This window comes from Paenibacillus sp. P36 (assembly GCF_045866505.1).
GTDB lineage: Bacteria > Bacillota > Bacilli > Paenibacillales > NBRC-103111 > Paenibacillus_E > Paenibacillus_E chondroitinus.
Window position 1 is genome coordinate 4,318,636 of the sequence record NZ_AP038372.1, and the last position, 18,373, is coordinate 4,337,008.

At 40.3% G+C, this 18,373-nt stretch carries 21 protein-coding genes; 2 read left to right on the forward strand and 19 right to left on the reverse strand.

The window, feature by feature from the left end:
• Positions 1-229: 229 nt before the first annotated feature.
• Complete coding sequence (locus ACKTT9_RS19390) at positions 230-1,114, reverse strand: LysR family transcriptional regulator (RefSeq protein WP_407872901.1); 885 nt, start codon at positions 1,112-1,114, stop codon at positions 230-232.
• Positions 1,115-1,258: 144 nt separating this feature from the next.
• Here ACKTT9_RS19390 and ACKTT9_RS19395 point away from each other — a divergent pair, with 144 nt between their 5' ends.
• Positions 1,259-2,455: an MFS transporter gene (locus ACKTT9_RS19395; protein ID WP_407873075.1), complete on the forward strand. Its 1,197-nt coding sequence runs from the start codon at positions 1,259-1,261 to the stop codon at positions 2,453-2,455.
• Positions 2,456-2,599: 144 nt separating this feature from the next.
• Positions 2,600-3,259, forward strand: a complete 660-nt coding sequence (locus ACKTT9_RS19400; protein ID WP_407872902.1) for an SDR family NAD(P)-dependent oxidoreductase — start codon at positions 2,600-2,602, stop codon at positions 3,257-3,259.
• A 628-nt stretch (positions 3,260-3,887) separates the two neighbouring features.
• Here the strand turns inward: ACKTT9_RS19400 and ACKTT9_RS19405 are convergent.
• From ACKTT9_RS19405 to ACKTT9_RS19490, 18 genes are all read right to left on the reverse strand, one after another.
• A complete protein-coding gene (locus ACKTT9_RS19405) occupies positions 3,888-4,349 on the reverse strand; it encodes a GNAT family N-acetyltransferase (RefSeq protein ID WP_407872903.1) in 462 nt (153 codons plus the stop codon).
• A gap of 471 nt (positions 4,350-4,820) precedes the next feature.
• Positions 4,821-6,041, reverse strand: coding sequence for an IS110 family transposase (locus tag ACKTT9_RS19410; protein ID WP_407873076.1), 1,221 nt, complete (start codon positions 6,039-6,041; stop codon positions 4,821-4,823).
• Positions 6,042-6,222: 181 nt separating this feature from the next.
• Complete coding sequence (locus ACKTT9_RS19415) at positions 6,223-7,917, reverse strand: DUF4179 domain-containing protein (RefSeq protein WP_407872904.1); 1,695 nt, start codon at positions 7,915-7,917, stop codon at positions 6,223-6,225.
• Positions 7,895-8,485, reverse strand: coding sequence for an RNA polymerase sigma factor (locus ACKTT9_RS19420; protein WP_407872905.1), 591 nt, complete (start codon positions 8,483-8,485; stop codon positions 7,895-7,897). The genes ACKTT9_RS19415 and ACKTT9_RS19420 overlap by 23 nt, the downstream gene beginning before the upstream one ends.
• A gap of 354 nt (positions 8,486-8,839) precedes the next feature.
• Positions 8,840-9,217 (reverse strand): hypothetical protein, encoded by a 378-nt coding sequence (locus tag ACKTT9_RS19425; RefSeq protein ID WP_407872906.1) that lies wholly within the window; start codon positions 9,215-9,217, stop codon positions 8,840-8,842.
• 587 nt (positions 9,218-9,804) lie between these two features.
• Positions 9,805-10,365, reverse strand: coding sequence for an NADAR family protein (locus tag ACKTT9_RS19430; protein ID WP_407872907.1), 561 nt, complete (start codon positions 10,363-10,365; stop codon positions 9,805-9,807).
• 188 nt (positions 10,366-10,553) lie between these two features.
• Positions 10,554-10,982: a hypothetical protein gene (locus tag ACKTT9_RS19435; protein WP_407872908.1), complete on the reverse strand. Its 429-nt coding sequence runs from the start codon at positions 10,980-10,982 to the stop codon at positions 10,554-10,556.
• A 162-nt stretch (positions 10,983-11,144) separates the two neighbouring features.
• Positions 11,145-11,678 (reverse strand): hypothetical protein, encoded by a 534-nt coding sequence (locus ACKTT9_RS19440; protein WP_407872909.1) that lies wholly within the window; start codon positions 11,676-11,678, stop codon positions 11,145-11,147.
• 169 nt (positions 11,679-11,847) lie between these two features.
• Positions 11,848-12,276 (reverse strand): DUF4259 domain-containing protein, encoded by a 429-nt coding sequence (locus ACKTT9_RS19445; RefSeq protein WP_407872910.1) that lies wholly within the window; start codon positions 12,274-12,276, stop codon positions 11,848-11,850.
• 222 nt (positions 12,277-12,498) lie between these two features.
• The gene (locus ACKTT9_RS19450) at positions 12,499-12,882 is read right to left on the reverse strand and encodes a hypothetical protein (protein ID WP_407872911.1); all 384 of its coding nucleotides are present in this window, start codon (positions 12,880-12,882) and stop codon (positions 12,499-12,501) included.
• 89 nt (positions 12,883-12,971) lie between these two features.
• A complete protein-coding gene (locus tag ACKTT9_RS19455) occupies positions 12,972-13,196 on the reverse strand; it encodes a bacteriocin immunity protein (RefSeq protein ID WP_407872912.1) in 225 nt (74 codons plus the stop codon).
• Between the two features lie 159 nt (positions 13,197-13,355).
• The gene (locus ACKTT9_RS19460) at positions 13,356-14,402 is read right to left on the reverse strand and encodes an alpha/beta hydrolase family protein (protein ID WP_407872913.1); all 1,047 of its coding nucleotides are present in this window, start codon (positions 14,400-14,402) and stop codon (positions 13,356-13,358) included.
• A 183-nt stretch (positions 14,403-14,585) separates the two neighbouring features.
• Entirely contained in the window at positions 14,586-15,044 is a 459-nt protein-coding gene (locus ACKTT9_RS19465) for an NUDIX hydrolase (protein WP_407872914.1), read from the reverse strand.
• Positions 15,045-15,214: 170 nt separating this feature from the next.
• Positions 15,215-15,511: a DUF5316 family protein gene (locus tag ACKTT9_RS19470; RefSeq protein WP_407872915.1), complete on the reverse strand. Its 297-nt coding sequence runs from the start codon at positions 15,509-15,511 to the stop codon at positions 15,215-15,217.
• Between the two features lie 235 nt (positions 15,512-15,746).
• Positions 15,747-16,091 carry a hypothetical protein gene (locus tag ACKTT9_RS19475; RefSeq protein ID WP_407872916.1) on the reverse strand — a complete coding sequence of 115 codons (345 nt, stop codon included), beginning with the start codon at positions 16,089-16,091 and terminating at the stop codon, positions 15,747-15,749.
• 129 nt (positions 16,092-16,220) lie between these two features.
• Entirely contained in the window at positions 16,221-16,634 is a 414-nt protein-coding gene (locus ACKTT9_RS19480; protein WP_407872917.1) for an NUDIX hydrolase, read from the reverse strand.
• A 395-nt stretch (positions 16,635-17,029) separates the two neighbouring features.
• On the reverse strand, positions 17,030-17,506 hold the full coding sequence (locus tag ACKTT9_RS19485; protein ID WP_407872918.1) for a hypothetical protein: 477 nt from the start codon (positions 17,504-17,506) through the stop codon (positions 17,030-17,032).
• A gap of 102 nt (positions 17,507-17,608) precedes the next feature.
• Positions 17,609-17,932: a hypothetical protein gene (locus tag ACKTT9_RS19490; protein WP_407872919.1), complete on the reverse strand. Its 324-nt coding sequence runs from the start codon at positions 17,930-17,932 to the stop codon at positions 17,609-17,611.
• Between the last annotated feature and the right edge of the window lie 441 nt (positions 17,933-18,373).

Below are 18,373 nucleotides of genomic sequence, written 5' to 3' on the forward strand. Positions count from 1 at the left end.
GGGTATGTTAACGGTATCCGTTAGAGTTTAATCACTTCTATTCCATTTGTTCTTAAAAACTTTTTAACTCTGACCCCTCAACTACATAACTTCTGGTTGGTTCAAATCAACATACTTCTGCTTCCATGTTGCACCATCGAGAGCCCCTAAAATCCTACTTAGTGCCAGCCGAACATCAACTGTTTCGGTATTTCACAATGAATCAATGGAAGAAGTCAAAAAGTTCAGATCAGTCCAACCCCTCGCTCGACTCCATACCCACTTGTAAGAGGACATTGACCAATTGTTTGGCTGCCGGTGATAGCTCCCCGAGGGAGTGCGCCACAATGCCGATGTCACGAGAGATACCCGGTCGAATCGTCTTGACGACCAAATCGTGAGGAACAGAAGATAGAGTAAAATTAGAGATTAGTCCAATACCCAGCCCGTTTCGAACCATACGAATCAAGGTTTCTGCCGATTGAACCGTCAAACCTTCCCCCAACTCGATTCGGTGTTCTCTCAGGATGGTGGTCATAGCGATCTCATGACCGCCTTTGCAGAAAATAACTTCGTCCCGGTAGCATTCCAGATCAATAATCGATTCCTTCGCCAATGGATGATCCGCGGGAACGAGCGCAACCATGTAGTCAGACTGTAGTCTCTTAAATTCGAATGAATAGAATGGAGACGCCACAATCCCCAACTCCACGGTCCGGTCATCCACCCAATGCTTGATTTGATCGGAGACGCCTTCCAGTAATTCAATTTTCACCAAAGGATAATTTGCGCGATAAATGGCGATAGCCTTGGGCAGCAAGTTCGTAGTTGCTGCCGGGAAGGAACCGACAGTGACCTTGCCACCTAGCAGGCGGTTTTCCCGGTCGACAATTTGATATATGCTGTTCTCGACCGCCTTCATCTGTCTGCCCAGCACGAGGACCTCCCGTCCCACTTCCGTCAGCAGCAACCCTTTATGTTTGTCCCGAATAAACAGCTGAACGTGAAGTGACGACTCCAAATTTCTGATCGCTTTGCTGACTGCCGGTTGTGAGATGAACAATGCTTTGGAAGCCTCCGTAATGTTCAATGTCTCCGCAACCTGCACGAAAATTCGGAGAAGGTTCAAATTCATTGGTGCACGCTCCTATCATAACCTAATGGTTATATCATATATTCCATTTATGTATTTCAGTTATATGAAATTATACCCTATGATGAACTTCGAGAGCGAATTTTGCTTTTCCCATTCTTTATCTAGGAGGTTTTGTAGATGGTAATGTCTCCCGATCAAGCTGAATATATCGGTTCTGCTCCGCGAGATTGGCGGATATGGACGACCGCTTGGCTTGTGACAGCAGTCTTTGTCCTGTCCAATTCAGTCACCCCGCTCTATGTTCACTGGCAGCGTGAAATGGGGTTCTCCAACGGTACGTTAACGTTAATATTCGCCGCATACATCGCTGGTTTGCTCGCGACCTTGCTTGTCGCCGGCCAGATATCTGACCGGTACGGGCGGAAACCGGTGTTGTTCCCAGGTCTTGTGGCTGCGGTCCTCGCCTGTGTCCTATTCGGTACTGCCTCCACGGTCGCCTCATTATTGCTAGCACGATTGCTGTCGGGCATTGCTGTTGGGGTCATCGTATCGGCCGGCATGGCTTCGGTCGTGGATGTCGGTGGCACCTCCCGAAGACATACAGCTTCGCTTGCCGCTTCAGTCGCCATGGTGCTGGGGGCAGGACTCGGCCCCTTGCTATCGGGCATCTTAGCCGTTTCGCTCACCCGGCCGGTCGTCCCCCTGTTCGGTATCCAACTCTTGATCTTAGCCAGCGCTTTCGCCGTTGCAGGATCGCTTCCACGAAGTCGCACAACTGCACGCAACAGCGAATGGCGGCTTAGGATGCCCAGCGTACCCCAAGCCAACCGGTTGCACCTTATTCTTGGCATCGTTATCTTCGCTCCAGGCATCACATCGACGTCGTTCATTCTCTCACTTGGCCCCTCATTGCTGAAAAAGTTGATGGGCGTTTCGAGCCCGTTCGTCGCCGGCGCAATGGCGTGTCTTATGTTTCTGTCGGCGACAAGTGTTCAATTTCTCCTTAAGAAGCTCTCCATCCGAAGCCAGTTTCTGATAGGCACGCTGTCTGTCTTCCTAGCCATGGTCTGTGTGGCAATAGCGGTCTATACATCAGTTTCCACCCCGCTAGTATTAGCCGCCGTGCTGGCCGGTATTGGCCAAGGCCTCGGCCAACTAGGTGGCTTGACGCTGATCGGCTTGCATGTCCCCGAGCATCGCAGAGCCGAAGCCAACGCTGTTCTTAACATAGGTGGGTATATCCCTGCCGCCATCCTCCCCGTGAGTACAGGCTACCTGATCGACTATTTGGGATTGGCTACGGGTGCCAGCATCTTTGCTGTAATGCTGGCTACGGCATCTGTGGCAGCAGCAGGATTTGTTTGTGTCAAACTACGATAAAAATATGGACTAACTTTCGCCTTTGTAAAGCCATAAGTAAGAAACTTAATTGGGAGCTAAGTAAAAGTTACAGTTTGATGCATGATAATTAATTTCATCCCAAATTATCGTATGCAAATAAAACCCCCTAAGGAGATTGGATCAATGAACAATAAACCATTACTCGTTATCGTTGGAGCTGGACCAGGAATAAGTGCTGGTGTTGCAAAAAAATTTGGTAATAATGGATTTCGTGTGGTTCTCGTATCAAGGACCAAAGAATCGTTAAAGCGTAGCATACAAGAACTTCATGAACAAAATATTGATTCTTATGGGATTTCCGCCGATGCTTCTGACCCAAAGTCGTTGAAAATAGCTTTTGGGCAAATCAAGTCGGAGTATGGAGTACCTGATGTTTTGGTCTACAATGTAGCAAATATTACTCAGGGAGATTCCCTTTCGTTAACAGAGCAACAACTAATTGAAGACTTTAAAGTGAATACAGTAGGTGCACTAACAAGTGCCCAACAAGTAATCCCAGAAATGATTGAACGTAAACATGGAACTCTGTTCTTCACAGGAGGTACAATTGCTCTTGAGCCGAATCCGGAATATGCCTCATTATCAATAGGAAAAGCTGGAATTCGCTCACTCGCTCTCTCATTAAGTGAAACATTGTCGCCGTATGGAATTTTTGTAGGACAGGTTTTAGTACATGGTTATGTTAAACGAGGAACCTATTACGATCCAGATCGTATTGCAGATGTTTTTTGGGATGCATATGATATTAAGGATCAAAAAGAAATAATTTTTAAAGAAGTATAACCAAGCCCTTACTTTGATGCACATTCCGTATTTAGAGGTCACCAGAACTTTCTGGTCGACCTCATTTTTTTGAGACCGTAAGATAGCGGTAGCCGGGGGATGAACTGAATAGCTTTCGGTATCCAAGTCCCACGGGCAAATAATTTATTTAAGAGGGAATTCGGTCGATTACTAAGATAAGTTTCTATCCGTATAGACTTCTTTTGCCAAAAGGAAAAATCCTTTGTGCCTTCATTGCTAGTTAGCCCTAACGTTATCATTTTTACAATCCATTCAACTAACCCGTTTAATCAACTCCCCGCATCAACTAATTTGTTAAACATATAAATATGCTCATAATAAGTAAAAAAACGTTCACCCAGAATTGTTGAGTGAACGCTTTTTTATTTCAAAACTTTATTTGAAATGAATAAAGCCTGAAAACATATGGGTTTGCAGGCTTTTTCGTGAAAATTAATCTGACAAATAAAGTTTTGAAATGGATTATGGGTCAAATTGTTTAGAATTACAAATTAGTTTTGAAATACATATGACAAATTAATAAAAACAGTGACACGTTGAACGTTCTCCGTTAGTTGAACGAATCTGGTGCCCATGTAGAGATTCCATCTCCAGGTGTAGCTTGTCATCACCAATGTTTTTCCATTGCTTCTTCACATCGAGCAAATCCATTTCTTTCATAGAACTCAACACTAGTGTTACTTGGCCAAAGAATAAGGAACTCTACATCATTTTCCTTGGACCACTTTTCCATTTTCATTTGTATTTCTGTTCCAATGCCTTGGCTTCTGAAAGCTGGACGAGTATAGACATTAGTAACATATCCGTAGTAAGGATCTTGAGTTTTCCCCGGTCTCGGTACTTTATGTATCAACTGTAAGTACATATGTGATACTATCTTTCTTTCAACTTCTGCTAACCAAATATACCAATCTCCGCTTTCAAAGGCTTTAACTAGAAACTCGCTACAAGTATGGTGAAACTCACTGAAACTAACCGTACTAACTCCGTAATCCTCTATAGAAAAATCCCAACGCATTTGAACAAGTTCATCTACATCGTCTAAAGTTGCTAATCGTACAATTGCCATCTCTCATCCTCCTCGTCCTGGTCTATGAATATTTAAGAAGCTACTAGTACGGTCTCGCGGCAGCTTCTTCTGTATAGCATTAAGCTATCGTTCACCGTCCCTCGGTTTTAAGGGTTTATCTCACATATACTCACTTATTCGCAGGATTTCAACACCTTAGATCAGATCAATCTTAGGATAGTGAACAGATGAACCGGATTGAGATGGCGGGCTGGGCATGTGGAAATAGAGGACTATTAGGAAATATTCCCCAATCAGTTTCTACTGCACACATACTCCACTGATCCCTTGGCGTTCACCTCCCATGACTCAACGGGTCATTGCCCTTACAATCCTTCGTCATACTTGTCCAAGGTGTGGAGACCGATAGCGTTTAGCGGATGGGTCATAGCCCTTATGGAGAACGAACTCGGTCCTCGTGCTTTCTTTGTGAAATCCCGCGAATGAGTCAATATACGTGATACTTCTAGCTTAAGCTTCTTCTGTCCAATTCAAAACCGTTTTCTCTGGCGTAAACTCTTCTCCTCGTTGAACAATACCAACCAAGATCCGTGCTAGTTTCCCAATCAACTTAAAGATGGACTGCTGCTTTTTCATCATTTTCTCATGCACATTATGTTCATGCAGATGGCGGAAAACGGGATTATTCCAAACAAGTTGAACCGTCGCCAGGTAGAGATATTTTCGCAAGGTGGAGTCTCCTCGTTTCGAAAGTACAATTTGTCCTTTTCGTTTTCCAGACTTACTTTGAGCTAAATTAAGGCCAGCCTTCAGTAAAACCTGACGTCCGTGCGCGTATTGCCTTAAATCCCCTGTACCAGCCAATATGGCCGCGGTGAAAATCTTCCCAAGCCCTTTTATGGTACGAAGCTGCTGCACCATTGGAATCTCCGAAAGCAGTGCTTCGATGTCCTTTTCAATCTGTTCTAGCATGGAGGTCACACGCTCAAACTCTTCAATGAGCCGTTTTAAATCTGCTTTCGCTTCGTCAACAGCAACTCGTTCTCCAACACTTCGTTTAGCTTGTGCGATCAGTAGCGCTGCCTTCTCGGTTCCCGTAGTGCCCCCGGCGCGCTGCATATGGACTCTCCAAGCACTAAAGACATCGGCTACCGTATGCTTCTCAAGGTCCTGCGGACAAGGGAAAGTCTTGAGAGTCGCCAATGAACGCTTACAGGTCCAGTCTTTGAACATCGAAGGATATTCTGGGAAACGAATGTCCAGCCAGCGTACGATTCGATTCTGCAGACGTACACTATTCGTCACCCAAAATTCTCGGTCACTCATCAAGGTCTTCAAGCGCTGGAACTCATGTGACTGGCGCGTGTACTCGTAATAGAAACCCCGGCTGACGGAATCTGCAATGGTCAGTGCATCTTTTGGGTCATTCTTTGACGGGCTATTATCCCGGTTTTCTTTATTTCTCTTCGTCGTTGCTGGATTAACCATGACTACATGCAAGTTTTTATCTGTTAACCAGTTGGCCAGGTTGAACCAGTAATGCCCTGTGGGTTCCATTCCGATAATGAGCCTATTTAATCGATGTTTCTGCAGTAATTCACTCATCCAGCGACTCAGTTTTTCAAACCCTTCAACGCTATTGGAGAATGAGAGATGACGTTTCGAAACCACTATTCCGCGGAAATTTGTTGCTTGTGCGACATGTATTTCTTTAGCCATGTCGATCCCTATTACAAGATGCGAGGTAGTAGTTTGTTCAACCCGTTAATTTTGTGCGTCTATTTCCTTAAACTTCATAGTAAGAGCTCCTCCCTGATGTGTGTTCTCGACAAACCCATCATACCGAGGAGCTCCTTTTTTTACAAAGCTCATTTCTTAAGCTCTACAGGATTGTTTAGCTTAACAATGCATTTTACTGCGTCTTGACTTCCTCCTTCATCGTTATAGACCAATCTACGTTGGTATAAAGTCGATCCACTACCTTTCGAATCAACTGAATTCGATCCGGTATTGTGGTTAGTCCTTTGGCACGGAAATCGAATGCCCCTCCTAAATTTGCTCCACCCAGTATAATATAACCATCTTTCCAATCTGATGCTTCCGTGGTCGAGGCACCGCGTCTAGTAATCATATAATCTTTGTTGCTACTAGGAACTCTTAGTATCCATTGGCTGTAGCTATCTTCATTCCGTAATCTTCCGGTCAGATGTAAGGAACCTTCGGCTTCTTTTCCATTTGTATTCGGTGGGGATTCTACTGTGAAATCTTGTAACATGAGTTCATCACCGTCAAATCGGAAAGGAACTGGTTGATCTTTCAATTTGGTAGATTCAAACTCGACCGATACACCATCACGTTCTGAGACAAAATAACCATCCAACACGAAAGTGTAGGGGGTTTCTTGAGGTAAATATTTGAACGTATAGCTCCAATGCATCAATCCATCTTTGTCGCCGGGGATATGAGACTCCGCCATTAAACTCTCTTTATGCTGCCCCTTTCTTGCGTTAACACTATGAATCTCATCCCCCTGCATATCCTCGAAATGAAACTTCAAGCCTTGTTGCTTCCACAATTCACCTGGAGAGCGGGCTAACGCTTTCTCATTGAGCTCTGTATCGATTTCTAATCGAATACCCTGCACCATTCGGGTCAACCTCTTCAAGCGAATCGTCATTCCGTCCGGAGCTGAATAACTTCCCTTTAATGGGGTAACAGTCGTTTTTTTCTTAGCTTCTTTCATATCGATAGAAAAATCGAAGTTCCATTTTCCTTCAATAGAGGGGACATTTGCGCTTGTGTTGCCCAACTGAGTAATTCGACCTTCTATCGTAATTCGGTCCGTTTGAAGAGGCTCTCTAAAGTTCGCAACCAGATAGTAAAAATCATTCGTCTTTCCCATATCATACATATCTCCGACGATTTGCCCCTTATCGTCCCTAATCTTAATGCTATTTTCTAAAGCAAAAGCAATCATTTCTCTTTCATGCTTTCCATCTGGTCCGAACAACTGTAGTGCCAGGATAACTCTGGTAGGGTCTGCTACCGCTTCATCAATTTTGACAGTATAGCCTTTATCTTTTACCTTTATGTTCGGATGCTCCACCAGACCAAACTCTTGCGCCCGGAGCAGTCCGATATCGACGTTATCACGCGTAAAAAGGGAACGGAGAGTCTCAGCCAGCGTTGGCCCGGAATACATAATCACGGTACTTAAAAGAATCAGTAACGAAGCCGCTCCGATTATTAGCTTCCAATAGTATGCGCCTCTTAGCTTGAAAATGCTTTTTCCAGCATCTGTTGGTAGAATTTCTTTGATGGTCACGGACTCATCGGAGCCTACGATCGTCGTCATTGTGCCAGGCAATGATTCTTTCATCGTATCTAGATCTACTTTCTCCAGCGCTGCCATTACTTTGGAGGTGAACGAATCAGATAAAGCTTCCGAGAACAACTGTTGAGACCATCTTGCTTGCTGTTCAAGTTCCTCAAGGTAAAGGGAACGGCACCTCGGGCAGTTGTCGATATGCTCGGCCATTTGTTGATTATGGGAAGAAGGAGCTTCCAGGAGGTATTCCTCCATCTCAACGGGGCTTAAGCATGCCATCGGTCCTCACCTCCTTGACAGTCATCATTTTTTTTAATCTCTTTTTAGCCCGATAAAGATCATTTTGAATTTTGTTAAGAGGTACATCCAATACTTCACTCATTTCCTCGTAACTCAAGTCGTTTGTGTAGCGCAGCAGTAACACGATTCGATAATTAAGTGGCAACTGCTGAATTAAAAGTTGAACCTCCGTGCGCTGTTCCTCCTGAAGCAGAACCATTTCCGGATTTTTACCAGGCAAATGGTCGGGAGGGGGATCCGCTAGCCACTCTGTGGGACGTGATCTTCTCAGAGTGTCCTTCAGCAGGTTAGCCGCTATGGTATATAACCATGCAGCAAGGCTTTTATTTGTGTCATGCGAAGCCAGTTTACGGTATGCTTTAATAAAGGTCTCCTGAGTCAAGTCTTGGGCATCCTGGTGATCCGCCCCCATTCCCCGCAGTAGGCCGTATATTTTATTTTTGTATCGGTTCACAACAAAGGCGTAATCCTCTTTACGGCCATCAAGTACATTACTAATCCATTGCATTTCACGATCTTTCTCATTTCCATCTACACATTCCTCCACTGCTAAGCCTCCTTGGAGTTCTATACAATATAGACGAGTAATATTAGCGAAAACTCTCACTCCGGAGACGAAACAATTTTTTTATAGTAAAAGCCGGCTCTCCAATGGCCGGCTTTTGATCATGTTATTTAACTATCTCCAAAAGAACAACAACAATTCGTTTCATTTTACATTAATTGGGAGGCTTTCGGCAATTTTTTATTACGCTTAACTGCCCGTTAGCTTAATCGTTTAAGGTCCTCCACACTCCTACAATCCATCGGGAATGAGATAAGGTTCTTGTCATTGGGTTTTGACAATAACCTTTTCCCATTTCACCATTTTTCAAGGGCAATTAAATTTTAAACAAATAGTCTATACTGTATTAATTTCAATTCTTTCACAAATTACTGTAATATCAATAGGTCCGCCTTCAATCTTCAGTAAATGATAAGCCGCACTTTTAGGAATGATAGGCTTATCTCCTCCAGAATATCCATAGTTATATTTTTTAAACTTTAAAACAATATCATCATTTTCCAACTCATGAATATTAACATCTAAAACAAAACATGGAAAACTCTCTTCGTTGGGCTCAAATGCAGTATGACAATTAAATAAAAAGATTTTTTCACAAATAACTTTTCCTAAATCATTACCATTTTCACTGTCATAAAACTCAAACTGGATGTCTTGCCGGTTATCAATAAATTTTATCTTATCAAGCATTACATCAGAAAATATATTCTCCATAGCCATCATCCTTTGCTACGTATTTGGGTGTAATCTTATTTGTCTTAGGCATGATCCCAACTTTACTAAGTAATATTTTAATTATGCAGCATCAGTGCCCAATAGCGTAAAGAAGCTGCCGGCAATGTCTTGCGGCAACTCCATGTTGCATTCTATTCAGCTATCTGTATTAATTACGCTATCATTCCTGCGTTAACACCTTACAAAAAGATCATATGGATGCGGTAATTGCATTTGAGTTATCAATTTCTTTCTTACCGTAGATAAGAGCTAATATAACCAATAAAATTAGAAATCCAAGGGCAATATTTAGGTATAAATTCATAATGTTCCTTTTAATGTTCTGACCTTTAAGCTTTAAAATTCAACATCTGGTTAAATTATCCTGCCCTTATTCTAAATAACAAAAAGTAACCCTCAGCAACGGACTGTGGATCATAACTATTTATATTTTAAAGGGGATCTGTTTTATTATAGGATTGATTCATTATGACCATATGAAAATAAGATTTCATCCTTGTTACATTTACTCAACTAACGTTATCCGTTAGTTGAACGAGTGCTCACCCATAATACTCTTTAGGGATTCAGCCCTGGTTTAATTGCAATAATTGATCGCGTACTTCGGTCAATGCAAATCCAAGCAGGTTTCTCCCTTTCCATTTCAACGGATTTTCTATGTCTGGGTTGTCCTTTGCTAGCCCAATACCCCAGATAGGGTCAACAGGACTCGCTTCGACCAATATTCGATTTTTTGTAGTTTTCATGTAATTCCAAAGATCTGAGTTTTGCTCAAATTTCGCATAGTTTCCACGTTTCACAATGTCATAACAGTGCTTTTCCCAAATAGCCCCATCGAAGGACTTCACTAATCGACCAAAATCTTTCATCTCTTTAGGATGCCGCGCATTCATAATTGCTTTTAACATAGCTCTATCGCCAAATAACCTTGCTTTTTCTGCCATCATGAACTGTTCTGCACAACTATAGGATTCGCCGTCAACAATGAACTGACAATTCCACCACTGACTGAAGCAACTCTGGTTGATACTTCCATCAGAAAGAGGTGTATGACCCCAGAAGAAAATAAATTTTCTTCTTTCTCCTTTTTCATAGAGATTAATCAAATCTTCGATCGAGTAAATCATTCAATTCTCCTCGCATTTTTATGAATTCATTGATAAAGCATACCAATATATAGTAACAGATAATTACCATTTACTGAAGAATTCTGCCCGTTACTTCAACGGAAAACGACAGCCGATCGTATGCCGGCTGCCGTCATGTCGTAGTTGAAATATCGTTCCTCGTTAGTTCAATGAGTGTTATGAAACCATTAGTCGTAATACCCTTTTCTAAAAACAATTACTGCTTCTACGAGTGCTCCAGGTCCCTCGTCTTCATCATAATCAGGTGCGTATAGTCCAATACCAAGTTTATTTGATGTAACTCCCACATTCTCTTCATCTTCTAATGCATTATCAAATTGTTCCAACCACTGCTTTGCTTCTATAAAAGGAACCCCATTTAATGGTCTTCCATTGAATACTGCTTTTGTTGGCTGACAAAATTCAATAGCTTCACAAATTCCATGTTCTTGCGTGTAGTAAACAAAAACTACCGAATTACCAAAAAAGTCAGTATATGCTCCCCGAATATCATGCTTTTCATCTGGCTTCTCAGGCATTACGCTCCTGACTTGTTCTTTTGTCATACCCAACGAAATTGGACCAGCACTTTCATATGGTTTTATAAGAAAATCCATTTAACTACCCCCTACAGGCTACTCTTATTAATATACAATTTGTTACGTTATGCTGCCCGTTAGCATGGAAACGACAGCCGATCGTCATGACCGGCTGCCGCAATGTATTTATTAAGCTATAGTGCCCGTTAACGCAGCGCCTACCAACCTTACGCGGTTTAACTATTCAATAACTAGAATTTCCATTTCTTCTAATTGATCATCGCTATATCCGCTTAAATTATCTGATGACACCCACTCATAATTAGTTAATCCAATTCTTTGTGCTATTAGATAAGAAGGTGGGTTTTCATAGTTTATTTTGCTATCTTTAAAATCGAAGATTTGTTCAAGATCGCTAATAGAGTTTCCCTGCTCTAAAATCAAATTTTCCAAATGTTCGAGATTAAATAGATCTTTTTCTATTACCAGACCTTCTCCTGCCCAGTCTGCTTTATAATCAAATACGAGTTCATCTTTGTTATAGACCCTTAATGACCACATATGGTCCTCGAGGTAAACGTAATGAACTAATATGCTTGGATTACTATCACTTAAAACATCATTTGTGTTTTTCCCTCTATGATCAACTACAAAGGAAATCCACCCATTTTTTTCACTGAAAATATACCCTGTCATTTCAGAGTCTCGTAAAAGAGTTACTGCTTTCGTTTGATCCAAAGTCTTAAGATGATAACTTTCACTAAATTCACTCATCTAACGTTAACCCCCTAATTGTTTCTTTATTAACTTACTTACTCACTTGACTGTATATATTCTACTATATATTCACAATTTTCACCTTTTATTTCAATGGTATTCTGCCCGTTAACGTAATAAGAGCTGCCGATCGTACCGGCAGCCTCGTCCTTAGTATTCATCAAATTTATCTATTATTTATCAGTAAAGATTTTAGTCTGGCTTCCAAATTCTCTACAATTTCCATCCATTCACTCGAGTCGCCTGTCTCCTCCCATAGCTCCAACAGTTCTGATTTACTTTTTACTCTTGCGATTGCATGACAAGCAGGCTCAAGCATTTCAACTCCTTGTCCTTTATGAGCGTTTAGCCAATCTTCCAATCCCAAAGTGTAACTGGAACCAGACTTTATTTCCTCGCCCGGTATTCCAAGTAAAGCTGCTATTACTTCTGCTGCTCCAACAACACTAGAAGCAAGATCTGCTTCAATATAATCAGATTCTAATGCTGCATCAAAAGTATTTTTAATAATAGAAATATGATTCGCCTCAATCAAATCCCATTTCCAATCAAGAACTTCATCATTTTCAAATATTCCAAATCCCCAGGCTCCCATAAATTCCCCCAATATAAAAAGAAATAACACTCAAAGCAATTCATAAAGTCTTCTAACTCTTAAACCTTTCGTCGCAACACTGATAATACCTTTTTCCCCTAATTTACATATCATTTTGCTACCCTTTGGCTTATAGCTTAAAGGTATGGAGCAGCTGCCGCCAGGTAAATTGCTCAATAATGTGTTGAACTAACGTTCCCAGTTCGTTCAGCGAATATCCAGCTAACTTAAGTCAAATGTTGACCATCCGTTATCCCGGATTCGATATAGTAAGTCTAAATAAATGCGAGTACACTTACGAGAGTTTCGCTTTGTAATTCTCTCCCAAAGCGTTTTTTTGTAAGGAATTATTATCTTTATTCTTGGTTCACTAAAAAATTCAATTTGCAACATACAGCGCCAAGCAACACATTTCGATTCAATTTCTTTTAAGTCTGTTATAGTAAAGTCGTTAGATGAATTTACATAATTCACAAAATTTTTTCTGCACTCAAGAAAATCGATATAGTGTGTATCCCCTTCATCAATGTAGTATAAACCCTGAGGAGTAATTTCTTTTATATTTTTATAATGAACCGCTTTACCACTAAGGCGGCAATATCCCACAGAATTCACCTCATTCTATAATATCCCTTGCGAATAACTGCTCGTTTAGTGAGTGATAAGCTACTACGTGGTAGCACTATCGTATCCCGTTAACGCAATGATTGTAGCCGAATGGGCTTATAGCTTAGTGCTTGTTCAACCACTTGCTCTGCTGTGAGTTCATTTTCATTCCAGTAAATTAAATCACTAACTTCAGGATGCGGGACGTTAGATTTGAGGAGTTCGATCATGTTATCGATTTCTTCCTCACTACCTTCAACGTTCATAATTTTCCTTACTAACTCGATCAATTCCTCTTTAATTAGCACCTTCATTACGGTCACCCATCCTATAAATGATGAATAATAATTCTGCGTAGTCACCACGCAATCCTGCCCGTTAGGTGAGCGAAAGGCTGCCGATCGTGCCGGCAGCCTCCCATTATTGTGTATTAAACAAACGTCTCCCGTTAGTTTAATCTGCGATGATACCAACTATTGCGGATTTTTGGATATCTGAGACAAACCATATTCGGTTAACCAACTGTCAATCTCTTTACTAGTTTCATTTTGGTACAGATCTTTTAAGCCGTGACCACCATCCGGATATAAGATCAACTTTACGGTCTTATTCATTTCTTTCATACGGTTGGCGAATTCTTGAACTGTTTGCCATACTACACTTTCATCTGCGGTACCCTGCAATAAAAGGACAGGAGACTGAATATCTGGGATTCGGTCAAGTAATGAATTTTCTTTTTCCTTGCCGGGATTTTTGCTGAAAATGTCTTTATATTCATTGGCTAGTTTTCTTTCCTTTTGAACATTATCAGGCCAGACTCCATTGGTATTATTATCCATCCATTGGATGATCGTATCCCACCCGACAAAAGGACTAACCGCAACTACAGCTTTGATGTCCTTACGTTCCGATGCAGTTCGCAATGCCACGCCACCTCCCATGGAAGCACCTGTCAAATATATTGAATCGGTCAATATATTTTCCCATGACATGGCGGCTTTGATCGCATTCCGTGTATCTAAAGTGTTCCCCGCGAGCCCTTGAACAGAACCCTCGCTCCCCATATAACCCCGATATTGCGGTGCAATTCTGACCACATTTTCAGGAGCGTTTTTCAAACTCTCAGCCTGAAACCCAAAAGAGTCATGCGTTTTGTTAGGTCGCTCATAAGCCCATCCACCATGCAGTGTTACATGAAGTGGGTACTTACCTGACTCTTTTGGTTCACTTAAAAATGCTTCTACCTTTGTTCCATCACTTATATAAAATATTTTATAAATATTAATCTTCGGGTTTTGGCCAGCTACATCTACCAATTCTTTAAACACAATAGTTCCATCTTCCTCAGATAATGATGGCGATCCCGACTGTTTATTTGGAGTTTGTCCTGACTTTTCTGGCTGGTCATTATCAACCACAGCCTCTTGTGATGTGCACCCAATGATGATGGTTAGTACAAGCACCATTATCATGATACTTTTTAGAGCATTTGATAATTTATCATTGACCCCTTTGTTCACAGGATTCTCCCCTTTTCACAAACCATATAAGTTTTAGAAAAGCCAGCATATCCCTAATATTACCATATTCAAATTGCACTATGATTAACTTTTTATGCATAACTGGCAGTTACCTAAAATAAAAAAGGAACAGCTGCCGGCCTATGGTGATCTGCTCCCTGATTATTATGCTAACGTTCCCAGTTAGGTTAACAAAGTTCTGTACTTATGAATTATTGCTTTGTGACTTTTCGCTATGTTGTCAGGCAGATCATCAACATTAATAAACTCTAAACTCATGGATTCTGTATCATTAATTCTTAAATTACCACAAAACTCCTTAGTCCAATAAGCTGTAACAACTACATAAAATTCATCACCGTTGGGAGCTTTAATAAAATTCTCTTTACCAGAGAAAACATCAATTAAATTAAGATTTCTAACTTTCAGTCCCGTTTCTTCATACACTTCTCTTTGAGCTGTTTCTGTTGTAGACTCCCCTAATTCCATTAACCCGCCAGGTAATCCATAACGTCCTACTGGATGATGCATTCGTTTTTGCAATAAAATTCTATTTTCTTCATCGATGATAATAACCACCGAGCCAACAAGAATTAATGGAGTAGTACCTACAATTTTTCTTAAGTCTTCTACATAGCCCATTATACTTCCCCATTCGTTTAATTTATTGTTAAAGTATTTCTAACTATCCACTCAAATTCCTTTATATCCTTTTATCTTTCCTTGTATATGAAAAAAGGCAGCACGCCACGTAGCCGCTACCTTCATGTTTATGTGATAGAACTAACGTTCCTCGTTAACTTAATCGATTTTCACTTAAAGTACTTTAGATATCCCCAAAGAATTAAAATCGGGATAGCTGCAAGAAAACATGCTATAGAGATACTGTCCCTTTGCTTTTTATCATTGGTGGTTTCAGTGCTATCATTAGCTCTTTGGCGGTCACCTGATATCAGTGAGCCACTTGTAAGGATTGTAGTGATAATTAGGATTAAACCAATGCCGCCCGATATTCGTTGACTAAAACCATTGTTTAGAAATAATGATAAAATAAAAATAATTAAGGTAACAATGAGTCCACTTATAAGAGATAGTTTAGCTAATTTCAAGTTTAAACGCCTCCTCTAAGCTTTTAATTTCATTTTACCACATATTGGAACTATCCTGCCCGTTAGTTTAATCATTTGGAAAATACTCCCCTTGGCCTTCCGTCGGGAATGAGATAAAGTTCTTGTCAAAATCGGGAATGGGATCAAGTTCTTGTCATTGAGTTTTGACAAGAACTTGATCCCATAAAATAAAAAAACCGCGATTCACGCGGCAATTAATGAGATAATGTTCTTGTCACCCGACATTTATTACTTGCTCCGCTCTTTCTCCAGAAACAACAGAAATTTTCCGTTTTCCCGCTAGCCGTCTTTCAACGTCCAATAAAGGTAATTCATGACTTTGATATCGAGCTATATCTTGATCTGTCCTGCTCACATTGAGGATATAAAGAATAAAATAAGGCTCTTGCATTGCTCTTACTAAATTCTTCAAAGTACCAATCGCATCAGTTGACCAGACAATGATTCTAGAATAGTGCTCTGTATTCTGTATTTGATATACATTTGAATTTGCATAACTTTCAAAACGTTTGAAGTCATCACAATTCCCTTGCTCGAAAAAACCAAATTTACTTGTCATAGTTGTTTTCCTTTCCTTAACTAACACGTGTTTCTGAGCTATCATGCCAATCGTATTAGTTCAATGAAAAAGGGAACAACTGTCGGCCGCGGCGTTTTGCTCCCCGAATGTTTAATTTTCGTTCCTACGTTAGTGCAATGCTCTTTGTTCGATGTACTGTAACAAGAACTCTTTATCTTCAGGAAAGGAAAAATGCAGGTCATGTAGCTGCTCATAGGTCTTCCAAGCAATTTCATATATAAGTCCATCAGGGTCATGGATTGTTGGTCCGCCACCTAAAATTTCAACCTCAAAATATGTAACATGGAATTCAACTGGACCAAATGCCCCTGCCTTATCCTTTATTTTTCTGTTAATTTTACAGCGGTAACCTGTCTCCTCATAAACTTCCCTAATACAGCAATCTTCTAGGGTTTCATCTCCTTCTTTCCCACCAGACGGCACCGACCATCGTTTCTCTTCTTCTGGTTTACCTTGAAGTACCATAAGTAATTGTCTATTAGCATTGACACATATAGCTGCTGCACCCACCCACCGATTCATTGTAATCCCTCCTGCTACAAGACTTACCTACACACTATATTTTAACACATATTGGAAGTAATCTTCCCATTAGTTTAATCATTTGGAAAATACCCCCCTTGGCCTTTCGTCGGGAATGGGATCAAGTTCTTGTCATTGGGTTTTGACAAGAACTTGATCCCATAAAATAAAAAAACCGCGATTCACGCGGCAATTAATGAGATAATGTTCTTGTCACCCGACAGTTATTTAGTTCTCCTAACTCAATCTGATTCCCATCAGGGACACATTAAAAACAGCAGCCCCAATTAAAACTTAATTTTCTTTCAATAAACTTAACCCCTCGTTCCTCACAGCCTAGGAAGTCATTCTCCAGTTCTATTCTTACGATCTTTGAGCCTTCAATCTTGATTAAACTATAGTGTCCTGAGAGAGCGCAATGGACTCACTCTTTTGTCACTATAATTCAAGCTATTGTGCAATTTTGCAATTCCTTTTGACAGGTCTTCACGATTCTTTCCGCTCTGAATCCAATCAGGAAGCCTGCTTGCCAAACTCTGATTTTTATTGGGTATTCTTTCACGTAAGGAAGAATTAATATAGCTATCCAAAAAATCTAAATGTTCTTTGTTATAAGCCCAAAGTACATTCCCACAACAATTTGTTCTTAACCAAAGATTCAAACCCATAAAAGTCCCGTTCCCCCACGTACCAACTACTGGATCACTTAATGCGCCACAACGTTTGCATTGGAGAATGTATCCGAACTTACCATCACTTTTCCTTAACCCTTTAGCACATTTCTTACAATGGGGACACTCAATGAGAATGGTATAATTGAATAAAAAATTATAAATTTTTTCACCATCATCTTTGAATCTTAAATTAGTCATAGATTTTAAATTCCCTTATTTAATTGTTTGCTTAAGTTTTTTCATCATTAATATAGATTAAACGTTCCTCGTTAGCGTAACGAATGATTGAAAATAATAAATTCACCCAATCCACAAAATGGTGTTTTCCGTTATAAAGCTAATGGGTAACTTTTTTATAAGCAAATCAATCCTTGTCACCATATATTCCAAATCATTATTTTCCAGATTAGCATGTGCCCATATTCTCAAATGTTTTAGTTCCAGAAGTGTAGATTCCAACTGTTCTTTTCTTAATTCTACTCCATTCTGAATACTATTTATTTTTAGCTCCTCAATTGCTGTTTGCCAAAACTTTGTAAAGAATTCTTCGTTAGAGATTGGTATTTCATAACCTAGTTCAAATGAATTATCCTCTTGATTCATTCTATACACACTAACAGACATATTTAACCCCCAAACTCCGCGGTGTATTCAAGAAAAGATTAGGCTAACGTTCTTTCGTTAGAGTAATCGACCGATTTCATAAGCTCTTTCTATTGCTGATTTGTAGTTATCCCATTTAAAGTGGAAAGGTCCAATATCGAGTGGTTGATTATTATGTTCTAAGTAAAAATTACTCCACTCAACAATATTTGACTTTTTATCAATAGCTACAGAAATATATCCGCATTCTAAATCACCACACTGCGGACAAAACAATATTGGATACCTATGATATTTTAATTCAAAAGGATATTTAAATAAAAAGTAATCAGTTATAAGCTGTTGATGCTCATCATTACCCCAACCAAAGGCAGGTATTAGGTCGTACTTTTTCAGCCTTTGAAATAAAGATACCGAATCAATGATTAAGTCAGAAAATACTGTGTTGGTTGCTTCTTTGAA

What these genes read in the sequence shown, in the direction of transcription:
- ACKTT9_RS19390 (WP_407872901.1), bottom strand. Translation starts at nt 1,114, where the DNA reads ATGAATTTGAACCTTCTCCGAATTTTCGTGCAGGTTGCGGAGACATTG.
- ACKTT9_RS19395 (WP_407873075.1), top strand. Translation starts at nt 1,259, where the DNA reads ATGTCTCCCGATCAAGCTGAATATATCGGTTCTGCTCCGCGAGATTGG.
- ACKTT9_RS19400 (WP_407872902.1), top strand. Translation starts at nt 2,600, where the DNA reads ATGAACAATAAACCATTACTCGTTATCGTTGGAGCTGGACCAGGAATA.
- ACKTT9_RS19405 (WP_407872903.1), bottom strand. Translation starts at nt 4,349, where the DNA reads ATGGCAATTGTACGATTAGCAACTTTAGACGATGTAGATGAACTTGTT.
- ACKTT9_RS19415 (WP_407872904.1), bottom strand. Translation starts at nt 7,917, where the DNA reads ATGGCATGCTTAAGCCCCGTTGAGATGGAGGAATACCTCCTGGAAGCT.
- ACKTT9_RS19425 (WP_407872906.1), bottom strand. Translation starts at nt 9,217, where the DNA reads ATGGAGAATATATTTTCTGATGTAATGCTTGATAAGATAAAATTTATT.
- ACKTT9_RS19430 (WP_407872907.1), bottom strand. Translation starts at nt 10,365, where the DNA reads ATGATTTACTCGATCGAAGATTTGATTAATCTCTATGAAAAAGGAGAA.
- ACKTT9_RS19435 (WP_407872908.1), bottom strand. Translation starts at nt 10,982, where the DNA reads ATGGATTTTCTTATAAAACCATATGAAAGTGCTGGTCCAATTTCGTTG.
- ACKTT9_RS19440 (WP_407872909.1), bottom strand. Translation starts at nt 11,678, where the DNA reads ATGAGTGAATTTAGTGAAAGTTATCATCTTAAGACTTTGGATCAAACG.
- ACKTT9_RS19445 (WP_407872910.1), bottom strand. Translation starts at nt 12,276, where the DNA reads ATGGGAGCCTGGGGATTTGGAATATTTGAAAATGATGAAGTTCTTGAT.
- ACKTT9_RS19455 (WP_407872912.1), bottom strand. Translation starts at nt 13,196, where the DNA reads ATGAAGGTGCTAATTAAAGAGGAATTGATCGAGTTAGTAAGGAAAATT.
- ACKTT9_RS19465 (WP_407872914.1), bottom strand. Translation starts at nt 15,044, where the DNA reads ATGGGCTATGTAGAAGACTTAAGAAAAATTGTAGGTACTACTCCATTA.
- ACKTT9_RS19475 (WP_407872916.1), bottom strand. Translation starts at nt 16,091, where the DNA reads ATGACAAGTAAATTTGGTTTTTTCGAGCAAGGGAATTGTGATGACTTC.
- ACKTT9_RS19480 (WP_407872917.1), bottom strand. Translation starts at nt 16,634, where the DNA reads ATGAATCGGTGGGTGGGTGCAGCAGCTATATGTGTCAATGCTAATAGA.
- ACKTT9_RS19485 (WP_407872918.1), bottom strand. Translation starts at nt 17,506, where the DNA reads ATGACTAATTTAAGATTCAAAGATGATGGTGAAAAAATTTATAATTTT.
- ACKTT9_RS19490 (WP_407872919.1), bottom strand. Translation starts at nt 17,932, where the DNA reads ATGTCTGTTAGTGTGTATAGAATGAATCAAGAGGATAATTCATTTGAA.